We start from the raw sequence: 20,134 nt of genomic DNA, 5'->3' as shown, positions 1-20,134 counted from the left end.
CCACCAACCTGACCAACGGCGCCCTCCTCTGCGGCCGCCACCACACCCTCGTGCACCAACGCAACCTCACCGCCACCGTCACCCCAACCAGCGTCACCTGGCACCTATAGCTGCACCGCCCCACACCCCGCCCAGCGACGGCGGGGCTGTCGGGATGCCCAACAACGGCAGGCCCCAAACCGACGGACGGCCAACAGTCATACCTCGCCCGAGTCGTTGCCCGGGCCGGACGTCCGAGCGGTCGCCCGAGTCGTCGCCGGAGTCGTCGCCGGAGTCGTCGCCCCGAGTGGTCGTCCGCTTCGTCGCCCGAGTCGTCGCCCGAGTGGTCGCCCGAGTGGTCGCCCGAGTCGTCGCCCCGAGTCGTCGCCCCGAGCGGTCGCCCGAGCGGTCGCCCGAGCGGTCGCCCGAGTGGTCGCCCGAGTGGTCGCCCGAGTCGTCGCCGGTTCTCAGCCGCTCAGCCTCCGGTGTAGGCCGCGATGCAGCGCTCCGACGCAGCCCGGGCGGCAGTCTCGTCATCTCCGCTCGCGATCTGCGCGTCGCGCCACGCCGTGCCGCTCTCGGTCATGACCTGCTTGCCCTCGGGGCTCATCGTCCACGCCGCGGCCTCCGCAGGGTCCATCGAGGTCGACGACTCGAGGTAGAGCGACAGGCCGAGCAGCATCATGTCCCAGCCGATCCCGACCGCTCCGGGGCCGAACTCGGCCCACCTCTCGTCATCGACATGGGCGGTGTGGACGACCTTCAGGCTGCTCCGGTCGTCGCCGTCCGAGAGGGTGGCCACGACCCAGGAGACGTCGCCGCCGTACTCCCACGTCACGGCGATGCGCTCGGTCGGCACGCACTCCTCGACGACGCCGCCTGCGTTGCCCTCGAGCTGGTACCGCCCGCCGATCCGGAGGTCACCCGTGATCGGCATGAGCCACCGCGAGATCCGCTCACCCGTGGTGACGGCGTCCCACAGCTCGGCAACCCCCACGGGGTAGCTCTGATTGACGGTGACGCTCTTGGTCGGCGTTCCCGCCCGCTCTCCGGCGGAGACGGTGCGGTCGATGGACCTCACGTGGTCGATGGCAGTCATGGTTTCTCCTTTGTCGGCGACAGGTCAGACGGTCGAGTCTGTGGTGGCATCGGTGGACGCGTCAGTAGACGCGTGGACGGGCGTCTCGGGGCCGGCCCGGCGCCCGCGCCGCAGCTCGGTGCCGAGGGCGTCGAGACGCTGGCCCCAGAAGGCGCGGAACTGCGCCACCCACGCGTCGAGCTCCTCCAAGGGACCCGGCTCGACGGCATACAGGCGGCGGGTGCCCTCCGCGCGCACGGACGCGAACCCGTTGTCGCGCAGCACCTTGAGGTGCTGGGAGACGGCCGGATGCGAGATGCCGAACTCCCCGGCGATAACGGCCGCGAGCTCGCCCGAGGAGCGCTCGCCGCCGTCAGCGCTGGCGAGCAGCTCGAGGATGCGCCGGCGGACCGGGTCGCCGAGGATGTCCAGCGCGTGCATTCCTCATTATTTGCACGGCTGCTTAATTAAGTCAAGACGTAAGGAGTCAGAGCGCCGTCGACAGGTAGTCGGGAGCGGACAGTGCGAACGCCTCGCGCGTCACCTCACCGCCGACGAAGAGCGCCGTCGCCCACACGTCGGCCCACAGCAAGGTCGGCCCGATGACGGTCACCGACCCGGCGCGCCCGACGAGCTTGCCGGCCGCCGGGTCGTAGAGATGAGCGCCCCGCGCGGCCGTTCCCGAGGTGGCGACGGCACCGTGTGTCAGGGACACCGTGCTCGCGATCTGGCTCCGGTCGTGAGGGTCCTCGATCCCGACACGCCAAGCGATGGCGTCCTCACCGGCGAGCGGCATCTCGGGGTGCGCGCCGATGAGCATGTCACCGCCTGCATTGAGGCAGAAAGAGATCCGAGGCAGGTTAGCCAGGGCCTTGGCTGCCAGGTCGACGGCCCAGCCCTTGACGAAGCCGGTCGGGTCGAACGCAAGGTCGCCGTCGCCGGTCGGCAGCAGCGTCGTGAAGGCACCGTGGGTCAGCCGCTCGGCCCGCTCACCGATGGCCAGCGCCTCTCTGACGAGCGGGCTGCACGCGCCGAGGCCCACCTCCTCCCGACGCAGCCGCATCAGGTCGGAGTCGTCGCGGTAGGTCGAGAAGATGCCGTCCATCTCGCGCATAGTCCGGAAGGCCTGCGCCACGGCGACCTCGGCCTCCGGCCCGTCGACGGCATCACCTCTGAGGTGGATGCTGACCGGCATTCCCATGATCTGCTCCACCCATGCCCGGCGTGCCGGTGCGTGTCTGACCCACGTGCTCATCCTGTGCCTCGCTCTCCTCGGTCCTGTCGGGTGGTTTCGTATGCTGCTGGGTGCGGTATGCCGCCAGGCTGCCTCGCGCGTAACGGTGGCCTAGATGTGGGCCGCGTCGATCGCCGACTGCAGCGACTGGGTGTAGCCCTCCCACGTCACCGTCGCGCCGGAGACGACGTCGATCTGCGCGGACTGCGCCTGGACCGCCTCGTCGTTGTAGACCGGGACGGCCTGAGAGTTGATCATCTGGTCGTGCCGGTCCTGCCACGGGACCTGCAGCACGTCGGCCGCGGTGATCTTTCCGTCGGCCACGGTGATCTGGACCTGCACGGCGCCGTAGCGCGTCATCACGGCGTCCCCGGCGTAGGTCTTTTCCGAGCTCGATGCCGCAGCCGTGCCGCCTGACGACCCTGACGACGCTGACGACCCCGAAGAACCCGACGAGCCTGACGAGCCCGAAGAACCCGACGAGCCCGAGACGGCGTTCGGTGCCACCTTCCGGGTCTCGGAGGTTGCTGCGGTGGGTGGCAGGGTCGACGAACGCGACGTGCTGTAGCTGAAGAGCAGGACGAGCACCGTCAGGGTGCTCATCGCCCAGATGACGATCCTTCGCATGGGGGGCTCTCTGGTTCGGGTCGGTCGGGTGAGGTCGGAGTCGGGAGTCGAGGTGAGGTCGGAGCGCGCTAGTAGCTGAAGCGTTCGTGGTGGATCGACTCGGCCGGCACACCGGCCGAGCGTGCGGCGTCGATGACGAGGTCCATCCAGTCGGGGTGGCCGCACACGTAGACGTCGCGGTAGGCGATGTCGGGGACGATGCGCAGCAGCGCACCGGCGTCGCCGAGCTGGGCGGAGTCCGCGGGCAGCCAGCTCTGGCGGTCGTGCGGCCGGCGACCGACCACCGCGACGACGCGGGCGCCCTTGGCGCGGGCGAGGTCCAGCAGCTCACCGGCGAGGACGATGTCGGCCTCCCGGGAGACGCGGTAGATGACCACCGTCGAGTCCGGGCCGGCCGGAAGCTCCTCGAGCAGGGCGCGCAACGGTGTGATGCCGATGCCGGCGCCGATGAGCACCGCACGTTCTCGGGTGCGGACGCCCGAGTGCATCCGGCCGTAGGGCCCTTCGACCAGCACCTTGGCGCCTGGACGCAGGCCCGCCAGCCGCGCACTGCCTTCACCCACGGCGGAGGCCGTGATCCGCAGGCTGCGACCGTCGGGGGCCGCCGACAGGCTGTACGGGTTGGCCCGCGTCCAGCCGGGGCCATCGACGAACCGCCACTGGAAGAACTGCCCGGCGCGCACCGGCATCCGGTCTAGCCGCCGGCCGGAGACCACCACGGAGGTGACGGTCGGCGACTCGGCCACGACGTCGGTCACGACGAGCCCGTGCCGGTACGACCGGACGAGCGGCAGCGCGACCCGGAACACGAGCACCGAGGCCAGCGCGGCGGCATACAGCCCCCACCAGAAGACGGTAGACACCGTGCTCGCCCGGAAGTCCTGACCCGTCCACAGCTGGTGCGGCAGCGCCAGCCCGGCACCGAGGTACGCGTAGAGGTGCAGCAGGTGCCACGACTCGTACCGCAGCCGCCGCCGGGCCACCTTGACCGACGTGACGGCGACCATGACGAGCGCGACCGCGCCGGCGAGCGCGAGCAGCATGCCCGGCGAGTGGAGGACCTCGTCCAGGAAGGTGCCGATGACCCCGATGCCGGTGCCGAGGCTGTAGCCGGCGATCGTGACCACGATGTGCGTGAGCACGAGGCTGATCGACGTGAAGCCGACGATGCGGTGCAGGCGGGCGAGCTCGTCCTGGCCCCAGGCCTGCTCGATCACCGGGACGCGCGCCATGAGGAACAGCTGGATGAGGATCAGCGCCGAGCCGACGAGCCCGCACAGGCGCCCGAGACTCGTCACCGCGTCGCCGACGGTGTCGGAGGCCGTCAGCCCACCGCCCGCGACCCACAGCGCCACGACGAAGAGGAGCACGGCCCAGCCGAGCGAGGCGGTCAGGTCACGCCACCAGAGCGGGAGTCGGGGCAGCGTGCGGGCCTCGGACAGGGTGGCTGCGGACATGGGACGAGCCTTGTGCGGCACCCTGTGGGTCACCTGTGGGGGCGGGATGACGTCCGTGTGAGCGATCACTCTGCGCCTCCGGCGACCCGGTCGGGACGGGTGGCGACGGGACGCCATGCGGTGGCGACGGGTGGCGACGGGACGCGATGCGGTGGCGACGCGGTGGCGACGCGGGGCGGACCGTGGTCGACCACAGCGTTGCACCCGTCAGGGCACCGTCAGGGGCCCGTCAGGACCACCAGCCGACGAGGCTCCCGCCGATCTTGACGATGAAGGCGGTGACGATGAGGACGAACACCGCCCGGACGAAGCCGCTCCCCCGGGCCACCGCGGTGCGGGCCCCGATGTACCCACCGAGGAGGTTGGCCCCTGCCATGACCAGGCCGACCTTCACCATGACCAGGCCCATCGGTGCGAAGACCGTCAGCGCGCCGAGGTTCGTCGCGAAGTTCGTGATCTTGGCCTTGGCGCTGGCCTCGAGGAAGTTGTAGCCGAGCAGGCCCACGAGGGCGAAGACGAGGAAGCTGCCGGTGCCCGGGCCCAGTGCGCCGTCGTACACCCCGATGACGAATCCCGTGATCATGGCGAGGACCACGTGCCGCGGGCCGTGGAACCTCAGGATCGACTCCCGGCCGAGGTCGGGCTTGAACAGGGTGTATGCCCCGACGACGACGAGCAGCACGAGAATGATCGGGTTGAACGCAGACTTCGGGATGTGCAGGCCGATGAGCGCGCCGAGGACCGCGCCGACATAGGCGACCGCGGCCATCGGCAGAGCGGTACGCAGGTCCGGCCGCACCCGGCGGTAGTACGTGATCGAGCTGGTCGCCGTGCCGAAGATCGAGCTGAACTTGTTCGTGGCGAGCAGCTGGGCCGGGCTCGCTCCGGGAAGCCCGACGAGCAGCGCAGGCAGCTGCACCAGCCCACCGCCGCCGACCACCGCGTCGATCCAGCCGGCGAGGAGCGCAGCGAGCCCGAGGAAGACGAACGTCGTGAGAGAGGGGTCGCTCACGCCGTCCTTTCGTTCCAGCCCGTGACGATCGTCAGGATGTCCGCAAGCTCCTGTGCCACGGCGTCAGGCGTAGCGTCGTGCGACACCTGCTGGTCCACGGGGATGGTCGAGTGCGGGATCCAGATCGCGCGCATGCCGACCTGCTGGGGGCCGTGGACGTCCTCGTAGGACCGGTCGCCGACGTAGGCGCACTCCCCTGGCGCCACTCCGAGCACCTCGGCCGCGTGCGCGAAGATCTCCGCCCGCGGCTTCACCCACGGCGTCTCGCTGGAGTAGACGTCACCGTCGATGAGCTCGAGCACGCCGTCGCGCTCGAAGATCGAACGATGATAGGTGCGGTCCCAGATCGTGTTGGACAGAACGCCGACGCGAATCCCGTTGTCACGCAACGCTTTCCACAGTGGACCGATCGCAGGGTGCGTCAGCGTGTGCGGTTCCCAGAAGTCCCGGTATGCCGCTGTGCCGGCCTCCGTTATCGGGTGGCCCTGCGGCAGCCCGCACTCCGCGAGGATCTCGTCCAGTCGGGCACTCGCCCCGTCCGAGCGGCCGCGCTTCCACGCGAGGTCCTCGGCGGCATACAGCTGCGCCGCAAGGTCGCTCCGGGCGCACGCGAGCGCGCCGACCCCCTCGGCGAACGCCGTCCACTGCGCGAGCATGTCGACCGTGTGCCACGGCGTGATCGTCCCGCCCCAGTCGAAGATGACGGCGGATACGCCAGGCGGCGTCGCCGGGCCGGTCACGATCCGCGCACCTCCGACACGAGCTTGCCGACGACGGTGTCGAGCCCGACCTCGCGCCGCTCGCCGGAACGGCGGTCCTTGATCTCTACGGTGCCGTCCGCGAGGCCGCGGCCGACGACGACGATCGTCGGCACGCCGATGAGCTCGGAGTCCTTGAACTTGACGCCCGGGCTGACGCCCTTGCGGTCGTCGACGAGGACCGACAGCCCCTGCGCCTCGAGCTCGCGCGCGATCTCCTCCGCCTTGACGAAGACCGGCTCGTCCTTGCCCGTCGCGACGATGTGCACGTCGACCGGGCTCAGCTCGCGCGGCCAGACGATGCCCGCCTCGTCGTTGTTGCCCTCGACGACACAGGCGACGGCCCGCGAGACGCCGACGCCGTAGGAGCCCATGACGACCGTGACGAGCTTGCCGTTCTGGTCGAGCACCTTGAGATCGAGCGCTTCGGCGTACTTCTTGCCGAGCTGGAACACGTGGCCCATCTCGATTCCCCGCGCGCCCTCGAGGACGTGGTCGCAGTTCGGGCAGGGGTCGCCGAACCGGACCTCGGCCGCCTCGATGGTGCCGTCGGCGGTGAAGTCACGCCCGGCGACGAGGTCGATGACGTGCCGGCCGGCCTCGTTCGCCCCGGTCACCCAGCGGGTCCCCTCGGAGATGCGCGGGTCGAGCAGGTAGCGGATACCGGTCGTCCCATCGAGCCCGAGCGCGCCGGGCCCGATGTAGCCCTTCGCCAGCCCCGGGTGAGCGGCGAAGTCCGCTTCGGTGAACGCGTCCACCTCAGCGGGCTCGACCTGGGCGCCGAGGCGCTTCTCGTCGACCTCACGGTCGCCGGGCACGCCGATCGCGAGCGGCTCACGGGTGCCGTCGGGCTGCACGAGGGTGACGACGACGTTCTTCAGCGTGTCGCCCGCCGTCCACGACCGGTCGTCGCGCGGGAACCGCTCGTTGAGGTGGTCGACCAGCGTCTCGATGGTCGGGGTGTCCGGAGTGTCCTCAGCGTGCGCTGCGGGCACGCCGTCCCACCCGACCGGCGCGGGGGCCGGCACCTTGACGGCCTCGACGTTGGCGGCATACCCGCAGCTCGTGCAGCGGACGTAGGTGTCCTCGCCCACCTCTGCCGTCGCGAGGAACTCCTCGCTCTTACTGCCGCCCATCGCGCCGGCCATCGCCTCGACGATGACGTAGTGGAAGCCGAGGCGGTCGAAGATGCGCACGTAGGCATCACGGTGGGCCTGGTAAGACTTGTCGAGGCCCGCCTCGTCGACGTCGAAGGAGTAGCTGTCCTTCATGACGAACTCACGACCGCGAAGGACTCCGGCGCGCGGCCGCGCCTCGTCGCGGTACTTCGTCTGGATCTGGTAGATCGACAGCGGCAGGTCCTTGTACGAGCTGAACAGGTCCTTCACCGCGAGCGTGAACATCTCCTCATGGGTCGGCCCGAGGAGGTGGTCGGAGCCCTTGCGGTCCTGCAGGCGGAAGATGTTGTCGCCGTACTCGGTCCACCGGCCGGTCGCCTCGAACGGCTCTTTGGGCAGCAGTGCCGGGAAGAGCAGCTCCTGGGCGCCGATGGCGTTCATCTCCTCGCGGACGATGCGCTCGACGTTGCGCAGCACCCGCAGCCCGAGCGGGAGCCAGGTGTAGACGCCGGGGCTGACGCGGCGGATGTAGCCGGCGCGGACGAGCAGCTTGTGGCTCGGGACCTCTGCGTCCGCCGGGTCCTCGCGAAGGGTGCGCAGGAACAGGGACGACATGTGCAGGGCCACCAGGACTCCTTGTTGGGCGTTGTGCTGTGGGGTCGAACCCCGGAAGGATATCCGGCGATGCGGTCGCGCTGGCTCCCGGATTGTCGTCCGGGCCGGCTGGGTGCTCTCAGGGGGTGGGCTCGTGGGCGGACAGGTCGACCTCGAGCGCGACCCGTTCGTCGAGGCCGCGGCCCGGCAGCACGCTGAGGTCGGTGACCTCCGCGCGGTAGAGGGCCAGGCCTGCCGCGCCGAGACGGGCCTGGTCCCAGGGCCCCGCCCCGTCCTCCTCGCTCCAACGGGAGTACGTGGCGATCGCGGTCGGCACCTCCGGGTCGGGCACACGCACCGCGTGTCCGCGCGCGTAGACGCCGATCCCGGTCCCGAGCGGCTGAGTCGAGTCGAAGACGACGAGCGACACCTCGGGGCGCTGCTCGATGTTGCGCGAGTGCTCTGATGCGGGACGCGAGACCCAGTAGAAGGTCCGCAGCTGGTCGGCCGCGAAGTAGACCGGCGAGGCCCACGGCATACCGTCGGCGTCGGCCGTCGCGAGGACGACGTAGTGGTTGGCGAGAACGACCTCGGCGGCGATCCGCCGGTCGCCCGTGGCGGTGACTCCTGCTGACCTCGTCATCGCTCCACCCTACGGGCGAGGACCGCAGCCTCGTCGCCGCGCGAAATCCGCGTGCGGCGGTCACCCGGCGATGCCATCGTGTGCCGTATGCCGCCCACCCCCGTCACGTTCACCCTGCTCACCGACCCCCACGAGGCCAAGAGGACGGTCGCTCCGCTCGTCGAGCGGGACCCGGAGTCGATGAGTGTGCTGTCGAGCGTGACCGAGGGGCTCCTGTCCGACCCGACGCGCTATGTGGGGCCGCGGTGGTGGGTTGCCCGGGACGCTGCCGGCGACGTGGTCGCCGCGTTCATGCACACGCCGCCGCACCCGCTGCACATCGCCGTGTCGACTCCGGACCAGGCCCGCGGCCTGGCGGAGCTGCTCGCGGGCGAGGGCGAGTCCGTGCACGGCGCCTCCGGGCTTCGCGAGCCCGTCGAGGCCTTCGCCTCGGAGTGGGTGCGCCTGACGGGCACCACCGCCACCGTCGAGATGGAGGTCGGACGGTTCAACCTGCCCGAGCGCCCCAGCCTGCCGTTCGAGGTCGCCGGGCGCTTCCGGCTCGCGACGCCTCACGACGCCACTGTGGTGGACGCATGGAGCCAGGACTTCGTCGACACGATCGAAGGGACCACGGTCGCGACCGGCGGCCGAGTGGTGAACAGCCTCGACCAGCACGTGGCCGCCGGGCTCGTCGGGATCTGGGAGGTCGACGGCACACCCGCGTCGATGGCGTACGCGTCGCCGACGAGCGGCGGGGTCACGCGCATCTCCGGCGTCTGGACACCGGTGGAGCTGCGCGGCAACGGCTACGCCTCCGGTGTCGTGCACGCCCTGAGCGCGGCCCGCATGGACGCGGGAGCGCGGTGCATCCTCTACACCGACCTGGCCAACCCCACGTCGAACGCGATCTACCAGGCGATGGGCTACCGCCGCGACGGCGACAACGTCTCGATCCGGTTCGCGTGAGACACCGTCAGAGCAGGACGGTCGTGAACGCCCCGACCTGCCGGAACCCGCATCGGGCGTAGGTCGACCGCGCCGCAACGTTGAAGTCGTTGACGTAGAGGGAGACCTCGTCGGCGAGCCCGTCGAGCACCTGCTCGACGACGGAGGCCATGGCCGGCACCGACAAGCCCTGCCCGCGCAGCCGCGGGTGCAGCCACACCCCCTGCACCTGGGCGCAGCCCAGCGCCAGCGACCCGACATCGGCCTTGAAGACGACCTCACCGTCCTCGACCTTGACGTATGTGTGGCCCGCCCGGATCAGCGCCCCGATGCTGGCGCGGTAGCCGCGGTCGGAGCCGTGGTACGGCGGGTAGCCGATCTCCTCGGTGAACATGTGGGCGGCGGCCGGCAGGACGATGTCGACCTCGTTGAGCCGGGCCGGGCGGACGTCGGGGTCGAGCGGCAGCCCGAGGGCCGAGGGCCGGGTGCTCGTCGTGAGCAGCGGCTGATGCGTCCGGACCGCGCGGACGGGGCCCCACGTCGGACCGAGGCGTTCCCAGAGCGCGTTGACCTGCTCTGACGGCCCGAAGAGCGACGCACACTGCCGGCGCATCCGCATGATCCGCGTGGCCATCGCGGCGATACCGTCCTCGTCCAGCTCCACGGGCACGACGTTGGCGCTCACCCACGCCAGGCCCGCCAGCTGTCCGTCGCTCCAGTGGCCGAGCAGCGAACCGGGTGACGACGCGATCGACCCTTCGACGATCCGTGCCGCCACGAACACGTTGGCCACCCGGTCTCGCCCGCAGCAGGCGAGCGCCGCGGCGCGGTCGGCCACCGACAGCGGCCGCACGGGGAGGCGTTGGCGGAGCACTCCCCAAGACTGCCCGCCGCCGGGCCGGGTGTCACCCCGGCACGCCTCACGGATGCGTCACGATGGAGCCGTCGTGCCGGTGGACATGCGGGGGCGTCTGGGTCACCGTGCGCGACGTGCCGGTCCCGACGCACACATCAACCCGCTCCAGTGCGCGCCTTCACGCTCAGCCGTATGCCGGGCAAGCGTTGCCTGCGTGGCCAGGCCGACCTTCTCGGTATCCACAGGCCGGAGAACATACGAACCGAGCATTGCGCGTGGCGTCCCCGCACGAGCTCCCGCTCCCAGGCGGCTTGGCATGTCCTTGGGACGGGTCGGGCGCCGACTGCGTTGGGTGGCTTCAGTCCAGACCGGGCAGGTCTGTGCCCCAGAGCCACTCGTCGAGCAGCCGGGCGACCTCGTCCGGGTCAAGGTGACGCCCGGCCTGCTCGGTGAAGGCCTCCGTCGTCACCGAGCCGTGCGCGTTGGTCGCCGTCCACTCACGCAGCATCGCGAAGAAGGCGGGATCGCCCATGCGCAGCCGCAGCGCGTGCAACGTCAGTGCCCCGCGCTTGTAGACGCGGTCGTCGAACATGAGGTCGGGACCAGGGTCGCCGATGACAATGTCGGTCGGCAGGGCATCGAGCCTGGCCCAGTGCGAGCGCGCCGAGGTGTCCGCCGAGATGCCGTCAGCCGCTTCGAACCACAGCCATTCGGCGTAGCAGGAGAAGCCCTCGTTGAGCCAGATGTCCTGCCAGGTCGCGATGGTCAGGCTGTTTCCGAACCACTGGTGGGCGAGCTCGTGGGCCACGAGCCGCTCCTCGCGCCGCCGCCCCGCGAGCCAGTTCGGGCCGAAGGTTGCCATCCCCTGCGCCTCGAGCGGGATCTCGAGCTCGTCGGAAGTCACGACCACGGTGTACTCGTCATAGGGGTAGGGCCCGAACGCGCGCTCAAAGACCTCCATCATGCGCGGCTGGCGCGCGAGGTCGATGCGCACCTGACGGGTCAACCGCTCTGGCAGGACCACCTCCTGACGCACCGGCGACTCCGCGAGCACGAACCTCGTGTAGCGCCCGATGTGGACCGCGGCCAGGTAGGTCGCCATCGGCCGCGGCTGCTCGAACACCCGTCGCGTGCGGCTCCCCCGCGACCGCACCGACACCAGCGTGCCCGTCGCGACGACGTCATAGGGAGAGTCGCAGTCGACCGTGATCCGGTAGGTCGCCTTGTCGCTCGGGTGGTCGTTGCACGGGAACCAGGTGGCCGCTCCCGACGGCTGCGCCGCGACGAGGACCCCGTCGTCGAGCTCCTCCCATCCCACCGGGCCCCAGCGGCTGCGTGCCGGTCCGGGGTTGCCGCCATAGGTCACCTGGAGCCGCGCGGTCTCGCCCTCCGCGAGACGACGCGGAAGGGTGACGCGGATGCGATCGCCGCGGTGGGCGTACTTCACCGCACCCCCGTCGAGCAGCACCTTGGTGGCCCGCAGTCCGACGAGGTCCACGTGGATCACCGAGACGGGCTCGACAGCCACGATGTCGAGCGCCGCCTTGCCCGCGAGGCGGTTGCTCGACACGCGGTAGTCGAGGTCGAGGTCGTAGTGCGTCACGGCATAGCCCGCGTCGCCGCGCTCCGGGACGTAGGGATCGAGTGCCGGCAACGGCCGGGTGGGACTGGACATCAGCCCTCGACTCGCGTCCACGGGGCGATCGGGTTGCCGGTCCACCTGCTTCCCGCCGGCACGGACTCCCCGCGCAGGACGAGCGACCCCGGCCCCACGGTCGCGCCCTCGGCGATCACGGCGGCGGGCAGGATCACGCCGTTCGGGCCGAGAGTCGCGCCGTCGCCCAGGGTCACCGCGTCCATGCTCATGATTCGATCATGGAAGAGGTGGGTCTGCAGGACGCACCCCCGGTTGACGGTCACGCCGTCGCCCAGACGCACGAGGTCGGCTTCGGGCAGCCAGTAGGTCTCACACCAGACCCCGTGCCCGATCTTGGCACCGAGCGAACGCAGCCAGATGTTGATCGCCGGAGTGCCCGTCGCCGTCCAGGCGAACCACGGCCCCGCCACCATCTCGACGAAGGTGTCCACGACCTCGTTTCGCCACACGAACGGGCTCCACAGGGGATGCTCCGCGGCCGGCAACGACCCGACGACGACCCACTTGGAGATGGTCGTGATCGCTGCGGCCAGGGCACCGACCAGCGCGAGCAGCACCCCGCTCGTCAGGGCCGCCGGCCAGATGCCCCACCGGGTCACGACATAGGTGAGCACCACGAGCACGGTGACGCCGAGCGCGACGGTGACCATCACGGGGACGATGCGCGACAGCTCCACCAGCCCCCGGACCAGCTTGAGCCGCCGCGACGGCCGGAAGGTGCGCTCGTCGTCCGTGGCTTGGGGGGCGCGCCGCAGGCGCACGGGCGGGCTGCCGAGCCAGCTCGACCCCGCCTTCGACTTCGTCGGTGCCGCCGAGAGCACGGCGACGAGTCCGTTCTTCGGTACACGCCGCCCCGGCGCGGTCATGCCCGAGTTGCCGAGGAAGGCTCGCTTGCCGACCCGGGCCGGCGCGGTGTGCAGCCAGCCGCGACCGAGCTCGTAGCTGGCGACCATGGTGTCGTCCGCAAGGAAGGCGCCGTCTGCCACCGAGGTCATGCGAGGCACCAGGAGCACCGTCGAGGCCTCGACGTCCCTGCCGATGTCCGCACCGAGCAACCGCAGCCAGGTCGGGGTGAAGAGGCTCGCGTAGATCGGGAACAGCAGGGTGCGCGCCTGGTCGAGCAGCCGCTCAGTCATCCACACCTGCCAGCCGACCCGGCCGCGGACCGGGTGGAACCCCTCCGTCAGGCCGATTCCGAGCAGCCGCACGATGACCACGATGAGGATGCCGAGCGCGATCATCGCGAACAGCGTGAGGACGGGCACGGCGGCATACGACCGCAGCACCGCGGCACGCAGCGACGTCGCGTCGCGCAACGCGTGGCCGAGCAGGATCAGGCCGGGCAGCAGCGCGACGAGCGGCAGCAGGGACACGAGCATGGACGAGACGGCATAGATCGGCAGCCAGTAGACCCGGCGCGGAGCCGGTTCCGACGGCCAGCCGCCTCCGCCGAGACGCGCCTTGGCGCGCGATGCCGGCGACCCGGCGACCGACACCCCTCGTGGGACGTCCGTCAGGACGGTCGAGCCCGCCTCGACGAGGGCGTCGCGCCCGATCCGGACGTTGGGCCCGATCGTGCTGCGAGCGCCGACCACGGACCGCGGTCCGATCTCGATGGTGCCGACGTGGACGACGTCGCCGTCCATCCAGTACCCGGACAGGTCGACCTCCGGCTCGACGCTGGCGCCGTCTCCGATCGTCAGCATCCCCGTGACGGGCGGGACGGTGTGCAGGTCGACACCGTGGCCGATGTGCGCCCCGAGGGCGCGAGCGTACGTGTTGATCCAGGCCGCTCCCGCGAGCGTGATGGCACCCATCTCCTCGGTGAACCGCTCAGCGGCCCAGAGCCTGATCTGCACGGAGCCCCCGCGCGGGTACGTGCCCGGTTGGACGCCGGAGAGAATGAGGCGGGCTCCCAACGCCGCCAAGGTCATTCGCCCCATGGGCGTGAGGAACGCCAAGGCGCCGATCCCGACCACCCACCACGACACCGGCTTCGCCCACGGGGCGAGGTCGAGGGCGCGGAGCAGCTCGGTGGCGGCAAGCGCGGCGACCAGCCACTGGAGTCCGCGGATCGTCAGGAGCACGACCGAGAGCAGCGTCTGCACGAGCTGCGAGGTGCGTGGGATCCGGCGCACCTCTCGCGTCGGACCTGCGGTGGCGGCGGGTGCTTGGGACTCGAGCAGCTCGGCCTGGGCTCCGAGCCGCGAGTGGGAGTAGACGTCCGCGACGGTCACCGTCGGGTGGGTGGCACGCAGCACGGACACCAGCTGGGCGGCCGACAGGGAGCCGCCGCCGAGGCGGAAGAAGTCAGCGTCGAGCGATCGCACGGGCACTCCGAGGACCTTCGTCCACTGCCCGGCCAGCCACGACGGTATGCCGCTCAGCTCGTCAGCGCCGTCGTCACCCTCCGCTTCGGCACCGGGCAACGGCCAGGGCAAGGCGTTGCGGTCCACCTTGCCCGAGGTGCGGGTGGGCAGATCCTCGACCACCGCGAGGAGCGGGACGAGTGCGGCCGGCAGCTCCTCGCGCAGTCGCGACATCGCCTGGTCGTGGTCGAACCCGTCGGCGTCGTCGGGCACGACGTAGCCGACGAGCACCTGCGAGCCCGCCAGGGTGGACTTGACCGCCGCGGCGGCACCGGACACACCGTCGAGTCCCTGGAGCGCGGCGTCGACCTCACCGAGCTCGATCCGCCGGCCGCCGAGCTTCACCTGCTCGTCGGCGCGTCCGACGAACAGAAGCCCGTCGGGGTCGTTGACGACGAGGTCGCCCGAGCGGTACGCGCGCTCCCAGCCGAGGGACGGCATCGGTGCGAACTTCTCGGCGTCCTTGGCGGGGTCGAGGTACCGCGCCAGACCCACGCCCCCGATGATCAGCTGGCCGGTCTCCCCTGCGGCCACCGGTCGCTCGTCGGGTCCGACGACGACGAGGTCCCAGCCGTCCAGCGGCAGCCCGATCCGCACGGCGCTGCGGCCGTCCATGAGCGCGCCGCACGCCACGACCGTGGCCTCGGTCGGGCCGTAGGTGTTCCAGACCTCGCGGTCGGCCGTGGCCAGGCGCTCGGCCAGCTCGGGCGGGCACGCCTCGCCGCCGAAGATGAGCAGGCGGACAGGCTCCAGCGCCTCAGGCGGCCAGAGGGCAGCCAGCGTCGGCACGGTCGAGACGATCGTGATCTCCTGCGTGATGAGCCACGGGCCGAGGTCCATGCCGGTACGCACCAGGGCCCGCGGGGCTGCGACGAGGCACGCACCATGCCCCCACGCCAGCCACATCTCCTCGCACGAGGCGTCGAACGCAACCGAGAGACCCGCGAGCACGCGGTCACCCGGCCCGATGGGTTCGGCCTGGAGGAACATCCTCGACTCCGCGTCGACGAACGCCGCGGCAGAGCGGTGCGACACCGCCACCCCCTTGGGCACGCCCGTCGAGCCCGAGGTGAAGATGACCCAGGCATCGTCCTCGAGGCCGGGCGTCTGCGGCGGGTCCTGGTCCGCTTCCGCGACCGTGGCTACGGCTCCGGCGGCTCCGCTCGCGCCCGCTCCAGGGATGATGCGCCGGCCCGCGCCGACGACGGCGACGACGCCCGCCTCGCCGAACACGAGGTCGGCCCGCTCGTCCGGGTCGTCCACATCGACGGGGACGTATGCCGCACCCGCCCGCAGTATGCCCAGGATCGCCACGTACAGGTCATGGGTGCCCGAGGGGGCGCGGACCCCGACCTTGTCACCGCGACGGACCCCGGCGGCATACAGCTCGGCAGCCAGCCCGGCGATGTGGTCACCGAGCTCGGCGTAGGTCAGCACCGAGAGCGTGTCGTCGAGTGCTGCGGCGTCCGGGTGGGTGGCGATGGTCTCGTCGAGGACGTCCAGCAGGGTGCGCGGTGCCGGCGCACGTCCGCCGGCCAGCAGCGGATCGGACAATCGCGCTCCTCGGGCTCAGGCTGGCTTTCCCACAAATCGTAGTGAGCCGAGGTGAACGCCGGGTGGACCTTCGGCGAGCCGCGCGAGCCGAGTCGTCAGCCGACGGTGACCGAGGGCGACCCCGCGGACTCGTCGTCGACCGGCTCACCCATCTCCTCGGCGATGCGCATCGCCTCCTCGATGAGCGTCTCGACGATCTGACTCTCCGGGACCGTCTTGACGACCTCGCCCTTGACGAAGATCTGGCCCTTGCCGTTGCCCGAGGCCACGCCGAGGTCCGCCTCGCGGGCCTCGCCCGGGCCGTTGACGACGCACCCCATCACCGCGACCCGGAGCGGGACGGTCATGCCCTCGAGCCCGGCCGTCACCTGGTCGGCGAGGGTGTAGACATCGACCTGGGCGCGACCGCACGACGGACACGACACGATCTCGAGCTTTCGAGGCTTGAGGTTGAGGCTCTGGAGGATCTGGTTGCCGACCTTGACCTCCTCGACCGGAGGGGCCGACAGCGACACGCGGATGGTGTCACCGATCCCCTTGGACAGCAGCGCCCCGAACGCCGTCGCCGACTTGATCGTGCCCTGGAAAGCCGGGCCGGCCTCGGTGACGCCGAGGTGCAGCGGCCAGTCCCCACGCTCGGCGAGCAGCTCGTAGGCGCGCACCATGACGACCGGGTCGTTGTGCTTGACCGAGATCTTGAAGTCGTGGAAGTCGTGTTCCTCGAAGAGGCCTGCCTCCCACACCGCGGACTCGACCAGGGCCTCGGGCGTGGGCTTGCCGTACTTCTCGAGCAGTCGCCTGTCGAGGGACCCCGCGTTGACCCCGATCCGGATCGAGACGCCCGCCGCCTTGGCTGCGTCGGCGATCTCCTTGACCTTGTCGTCGAACTGGCGGATGTTGCCTGGGTTGACGCGCACCGCCGCGCAGCCGGCGTCGATGGCAGCGAAGACGTACTTGGGCTGGAAGTGGATGTCGGCGATGACCGGGATCTGGCTCTTGCGCGCGATCGCGGGCAGGGCGTCCGCGTCGTCCTGGCTCGGGCAGGCCACCCGCACGATGTCACAGCCCGCCGCGGTGAGCTCGGCGATCTGCTGCAGGGTCGCGTTGATGTCGGTTGTCGGCGTCGTGGTCATCGACTGCACGGACACCGGGTAGTCGCTGCCCACCCCGACCTTGCCGACCATGATCTGGCGGGTCTTGCGCCGAGGCGCGAGGACCGGCGGGGGTGCGGACGGCATACCGAGGGAAACGCTCATGGCGCCATTATGTCGCGGACCACGGTGCGGCCCCGCGTCGAGGGCGTCAGGCTAGTGCTCGCCGCCGGTCGTTCAGCCGCGGCGCGGGCGTTGACTGGACCCAGCGCAGCGAGGCGCCAACAACTCAGCCGAAGATGCTGATGGGCTTGACGATGTCTGCGTAGATGAGCAGGACCGACATCGTGATGAGCACGATCGACATGCCGTACGCGATCGGTAGGCCCTTGGCCACGTCGACGAACCCCGGGTCGGGGCGGCCGCGCCACCGTGCCCAGCCCTTCTTGATCGCCTCCCAGATCGCCCCCGCGATGTGGCCGCCGTCGAGGGGCAGCAGCGGGATGAGGTTGAAGACGAACAGCGCGAGGTTGAGCGAGGCGATGAGCAGGATGAGCTGCGCGATCTTCACCCAGTTGCCGCCTTCGTCGGCCGGGATGTCGAGCGCGGCGACCTCGCCACCGATCCGGCCGACCCCGACCACGGAGATCGGGCCGTTCGGGTCGCGCTCTCCCGAGCCGAAGGCGGCCTGCATGACGCCGGCCATCTTCTGCGGGATCTTGACGATGATCGAGGCGGTGTCGACGGTCCGGTCCCACACGAAGGCGGGCGCCTGGAGCAGCGGGGTCTTCACGAGCTCCTGGCCGGGGGTGATGCCGGCGAAGCCCATGGATGCGAGCACCGGCTTGCCGTCCTTGACGACGAGGTTGCCCTGGTCGTCGTAGGTCGCCCGCTCGAGGACTGCCGGAGCGATGGTGAGGTCGACCTGCCCGTTGCCTCGCTGCACCTGCCAGGTCATCGGCTGGCCCTTGCCGTCGCGGATCGCGGTGGACACCTCGGTCCAGGAGGTGACGGGCTTGCCGTTGATCGCCGTGACCCGGTCGCCGTCCTTGAGGCCGGCAGCCACGGCCGGGGCCACGGGGTCACCGGGCTTGCACTTCGGCTGGGGCACCTGCACGGTGGGGACCGCCGAGGGCACGCAGGTCGACAGCGCACCCACCTTGGGGGCCACCTGCGGGAGGCCGTAGAGCGTGATGACGCCAGTGAGCAGGACGAACGCGATGATGAGGTTCATCACCGGGCCGCCGAGCATGATGATGATCTTCTTGCCGGGACTCAGCTTGTAGAAGACCCGGTCCTCGTCGCCGGGCTGCACCTCTTCCATCGAGTCGGCCCGGGCCTGGTCGACCATCTGGCTGAACCGTCCGGTCGACAGCGTGCGCAGCTTGCCCGGCTCGTCCCCGGGCCGTGGCGGGAGCATGCCGATCATCCGGACGTATCCGCCGAGCGGGATGGCCTTGATGCCGTACTCGGTCTCGCCACGCTTGCGGGACCACACCGTCGGGCCGAAGCCGACCATGTACTGGGTGACCTTGACGCCGAACTTCTTGGCCGGCACGAGGTGGCCGATCTCGTGCAGCGCGATGGACATCGCCACACCGACGACGATCACGAGGACACCTAGGACGAACAGCACACCTCATTGTCACATCCGCACCCATGTGCTCCGCCCCATCCCCGGTCGATGTAATCCCGCTCATCCTGCTCATGACGGTGCAACAGGGGCTCACCACCCCACGACGACTGGCCGCCGCGCAACGAGTCGTCCGGGCGCGGACACGCCGACGTTTCATCCGCGATGTCGTGCGGGACATCATCGGGCTGCGCCTCGAGACCGACCTCTTCATGGACCAGGTCGCCCAGGGGCTCGCCTCACTCGACTCCGGTTCGATGTACGAGCGCGCTGTATAGCGCGCGGATAACATCGACCCCGGGTTTCAGGGTCGGGTGAGGGTGGTCGCCGCAGCGGTGCGGGCCCACGCGTCGGCGGCGAGGACGTCGTCGAGAGTGAGGTCGGTGACCCGCGAAAGGGGCTGGGCGGCATACGACTCCACCACCGCAGCGACGGTGTCGACGATGTCCACGAAGCCGATCCGGCCGTCGTGGAAGGCGTCGACAGACACCTCGTTGGCGGCGTTGTAGACCGCGGGCCAGGTGCCTCCGGCCTCGCCGACCCGGCGCGCGAGGGCGACCGCGGGGAACGCCTCGTCGTCGAGCGGCTCGAACTCCCACGACTGGGCGCGCGTCCAGTCGCACGGGACGTCAGCGTCGGGGATGCGCTCGGGCCACGACATGCCGAGGGCGATGGGCACGAGCATCCGCGGCGGGCCCGCCTGCGCGATGGTCGAGCCGTCGACGAACTCCACCATCGAGTGGATCATCTGCTGCGGGTGGACGACGACCTCGATCCGGTCGAAGGGGATGTCGAACAGCAGGTGGGCCTCGATCACCTCGAGCCCCTTGTTGACCAGGGTCGCGGAGTTCGTCGTGATGACGCGGCCCATCGCGAAGTTCGGGTGGGCGAGGGCCTCCGCAGGCGTGACATCTGCAAGCTCGGAGCGGCTCCGGCCCCGGAACGGCCCGCCGCTCGCGGTCACGACGAGCCGCCGCACCTCGTCGGCGCGCCCGCCGCGGAGGCACTGCGCGATCGCGCTGTGCTCCGAGTCCACCGGCACGATCTGGCCCGGCCGGGCGACGGCCTTGACGAGCGGGCCGCCGATGATGAGCGACTCCTTGTTGGCCAGGGCCAACGTCGTGCCCGCACGCAGGGCGGCCAGCGTCGGCTCCAGCCCGATGGCGCCGGTGATGCCGTTGACGACGACGTCGGCGGGGCGGGCGGCGAGCGTCGTGCTCGCGTCGTCGCCCGTGAGCAGCTCCGGGTCGTATGCCGTCACGCCGGCCTGGTCGGCCGCCTTGCCGATCGCGTCGGCCAGCTCACCCTCACCAGCGGCGGCAGCAGCCACGACCGGCACCTGCAGCGCGACCGCCTGCTCCGCAACGAGGGCAAGATTGGACCCTGCGGAGAGTCCGACCACCTCGAACCGGTCGGGGTTGCGCCGGACGAGGTCGATCGCCTGCGTGCCGATCGACCCGGTGGAGCCGAGCAGGATGACGCGTCGGGGACGCTGTGCGGACGGCGCCGGGGCTGCTGGAGTCACCCCGGCATTGTTCCGCACCTGC

The 20,134-nt window shown here is 70.7% G+C and carries 17 protein-coding genes; 2 read left to right on the top strand and 15 right to left on the bottom strand.

What is annotated here, in order from left to right:
* Positions 1 to 454: 454 nt before the first annotated feature.
* The 9 genes from ACYVLP_RS10555 to ACYVLP_RS10515 form a co-directional block, all read right to left on the bottom strand.
* The gene (locus ACYVLP_RS10555; protein WP_460627289.1) at positions 455 to 1,078 is read right to left on the bottom strand and encodes an SRPBCC domain-containing protein; all 624 of its coding nucleotides are present in this window, start codon (positions 1,076 to 1,078) and stop codon (positions 455 to 457) included.
* 24 nt (positions 1,079 to 1,102) lie between these two features.
* Positions 1,103 to 1,498: an ArsR/SmtB family transcription factor gene (locus tag ACYVLP_RS10550; RefSeq protein ID WP_460627288.1), complete on the bottom strand. Its 396-nt coding sequence runs from the start codon at positions 1,496 to 1,498 to the stop codon at positions 1,103 to 1,105.
* 46 nt (positions 1,499 to 1,544) lie between these two features.
* Positions 1,545 to 2,312: an FAD:protein FMN transferase gene (locus ACYVLP_RS10545; RefSeq protein WP_460627287.1), complete on the bottom strand. Its 768-nt coding sequence runs from the start codon at positions 2,310 to 2,312 to the stop codon at positions 1,545 to 1,547.
* Between the two features lie 90 nt (positions 2,313 to 2,402).
* Entirely contained in the window at positions 2,403 to 2,918 is a 516-nt protein-coding gene (locus ACYVLP_RS10540; RefSeq protein WP_460627286.1) for an FMN-binding protein, read from the bottom strand.
* A 68-nt stretch (positions 2,919 to 2,986) separates the two neighbouring features.
* Positions 2,987 to 4,375 (bottom strand): ferredoxin reductase family protein, encoded by a 1,389-nt coding sequence (locus tag ACYVLP_RS10535; RefSeq protein ID WP_460627285.1) that lies wholly within the window; start codon positions 4,373 to 4,375, stop codon positions 2,987 to 2,989.
* A 229-nt stretch (positions 4,376 to 4,604) separates the two neighbouring features.
* Entirely contained in the window at positions 4,605 to 5,387 is a 783-nt protein-coding gene (locus ACYVLP_RS10530) for a TSUP family transporter (RefSeq protein ID WP_460627284.1), read from the bottom strand.
* Positions 5,384 to 6,127 (bottom strand): HAD family hydrolase, encoded by a 744-nt coding sequence (locus tag ACYVLP_RS10525; protein ID WP_460627283.1) that lies wholly within the window; start codon positions 6,125 to 6,127, stop codon positions 5,384 to 5,386. Before ACYVLP_RS10525 ends, ACYVLP_RS10530 begins: the two co-directional genes overlap by 4 nt.
* On the bottom strand, positions 6,124 to 7,890 hold the full coding sequence (locus ACYVLP_RS10520) for a proline--tRNA ligase (protein WP_460627282.1): 1,767 nt from the start codon (positions 7,888 to 7,890) through the stop codon (positions 6,124 to 6,126). Before ACYVLP_RS10520 ends, ACYVLP_RS10525 begins: the two co-directional genes overlap by 4 nt.
* 106 nt (positions 7,891 to 7,996) lie before the next feature.
* Positions 7,997 to 8,500, bottom strand: coding sequence for a pyridoxamine 5'-phosphate oxidase family protein (locus tag ACYVLP_RS10515; protein ID WP_460627281.1), 504 nt, complete (start codon positions 8,498 to 8,500; stop codon positions 7,997 to 7,999).
* An 87-nt stretch (positions 8,501 to 8,587) separates the two neighbouring features.
* On the opposite strand from ACYVLP_RS10515, the gene ACYVLP_RS10510 reads away from it, so the two are divergent.
* Positions 8,588 to 9,448, top strand: a complete 861-nt coding sequence (locus ACYVLP_RS10510) for a GNAT family N-acetyltransferase (RefSeq protein ID WP_460627280.1) — start codon at positions 8,588 to 8,590, stop codon at positions 9,446 to 9,448.
* Between the two features lie 7 nt (positions 9,449 to 9,455).
* Here ACYVLP_RS10510 and ACYVLP_RS10505 read toward each other — a convergent pair whose 3' ends face one another.
* The 5 genes from ACYVLP_RS10505 to ACYVLP_RS10485 form a co-directional block, all read right to left on the bottom strand.
* A complete protein-coding gene (locus ACYVLP_RS10505) occupies positions 9,456 to 10,301 on the bottom strand; it encodes a GNAT family N-acetyltransferase (RefSeq protein ID WP_460627279.1) in 846 nt (281 codons plus the stop codon).
* 340 nt (positions 10,302 to 10,641) lie between these two features.
* Positions 10,642 to 11,958: a M1 family metallopeptidase gene (locus ACYVLP_RS10500; protein WP_460627278.1), complete on the bottom strand. Its 1,317-nt coding sequence runs from the start codon at positions 11,956 to 11,958 to the stop codon at positions 10,642 to 10,644.
* A complete protein-coding gene (locus ACYVLP_RS10495; RefSeq protein ID WP_460627277.1) occupies positions 11,958 to 15,863 on the bottom strand; it encodes a Pls/PosA family non-ribosomal peptide synthetase in 3,906 nt (1,301 codons plus the stop codon). Before ACYVLP_RS10495 ends, ACYVLP_RS10500 begins: the two co-directional genes overlap by 1 nt.
* A 95-nt stretch (positions 15,864 to 15,958) precedes the next feature.
* Complete coding sequence (gene ispG, locus ACYVLP_RS10490; RefSeq protein WP_460627276.1) at positions 15,959 to 17,119, bottom strand: flavodoxin-dependent (E)-4-hydroxy-3-methylbut-2-enyl-diphosphate synthase; 1,161 nt, start codon at positions 17,117 to 17,119, stop codon at positions 15,959 to 15,961.
* 124 nt (positions 17,120 to 17,243) lie between these two features.
* Positions 17,244 to 18,566 (bottom strand): M50 family metallopeptidase, encoded by a 1,323-nt coding sequence (locus tag ACYVLP_RS10485; protein WP_460627275.1) that lies wholly within the window; start codon positions 18,564 to 18,566, stop codon positions 17,244 to 17,246.
* Between the two features lie 95 nt (positions 18,567 to 18,661).
* Here ACYVLP_RS10485 and ACYVLP_RS10480 point away from each other — a divergent pair, with 95 nt between their 5' ends.
* A complete protein-coding gene (locus ACYVLP_RS10480) occupies positions 18,662 to 18,865 on the top strand; it encodes a hypothetical protein (protein WP_460627274.1) in 204 nt (67 codons plus the stop codon).
* 26 nt (positions 18,866 to 18,891) lie between these two features.
* On the opposite strand, the gene dxr is transcribed toward ACYVLP_RS10480, so the two are convergent.
* Entirely contained in the window at positions 18,892 to 20,112 is a 1,221-nt protein-coding gene (gene dxr / locus ACYVLP_RS10475; RefSeq protein WP_460627273.1) for a 1-deoxy-D-xylulose-5-phosphate reductoisomerase, read from the bottom strand.
* Between the last annotated feature and the right edge of the window lie 22 nt (positions 20,113 to 20,134).

The organism is Intrasporangium mesophilum, from assembly GCF_054783095.1.
This window is presented reverse-complemented; position numbering and strand designations above follow the sequence as displayed.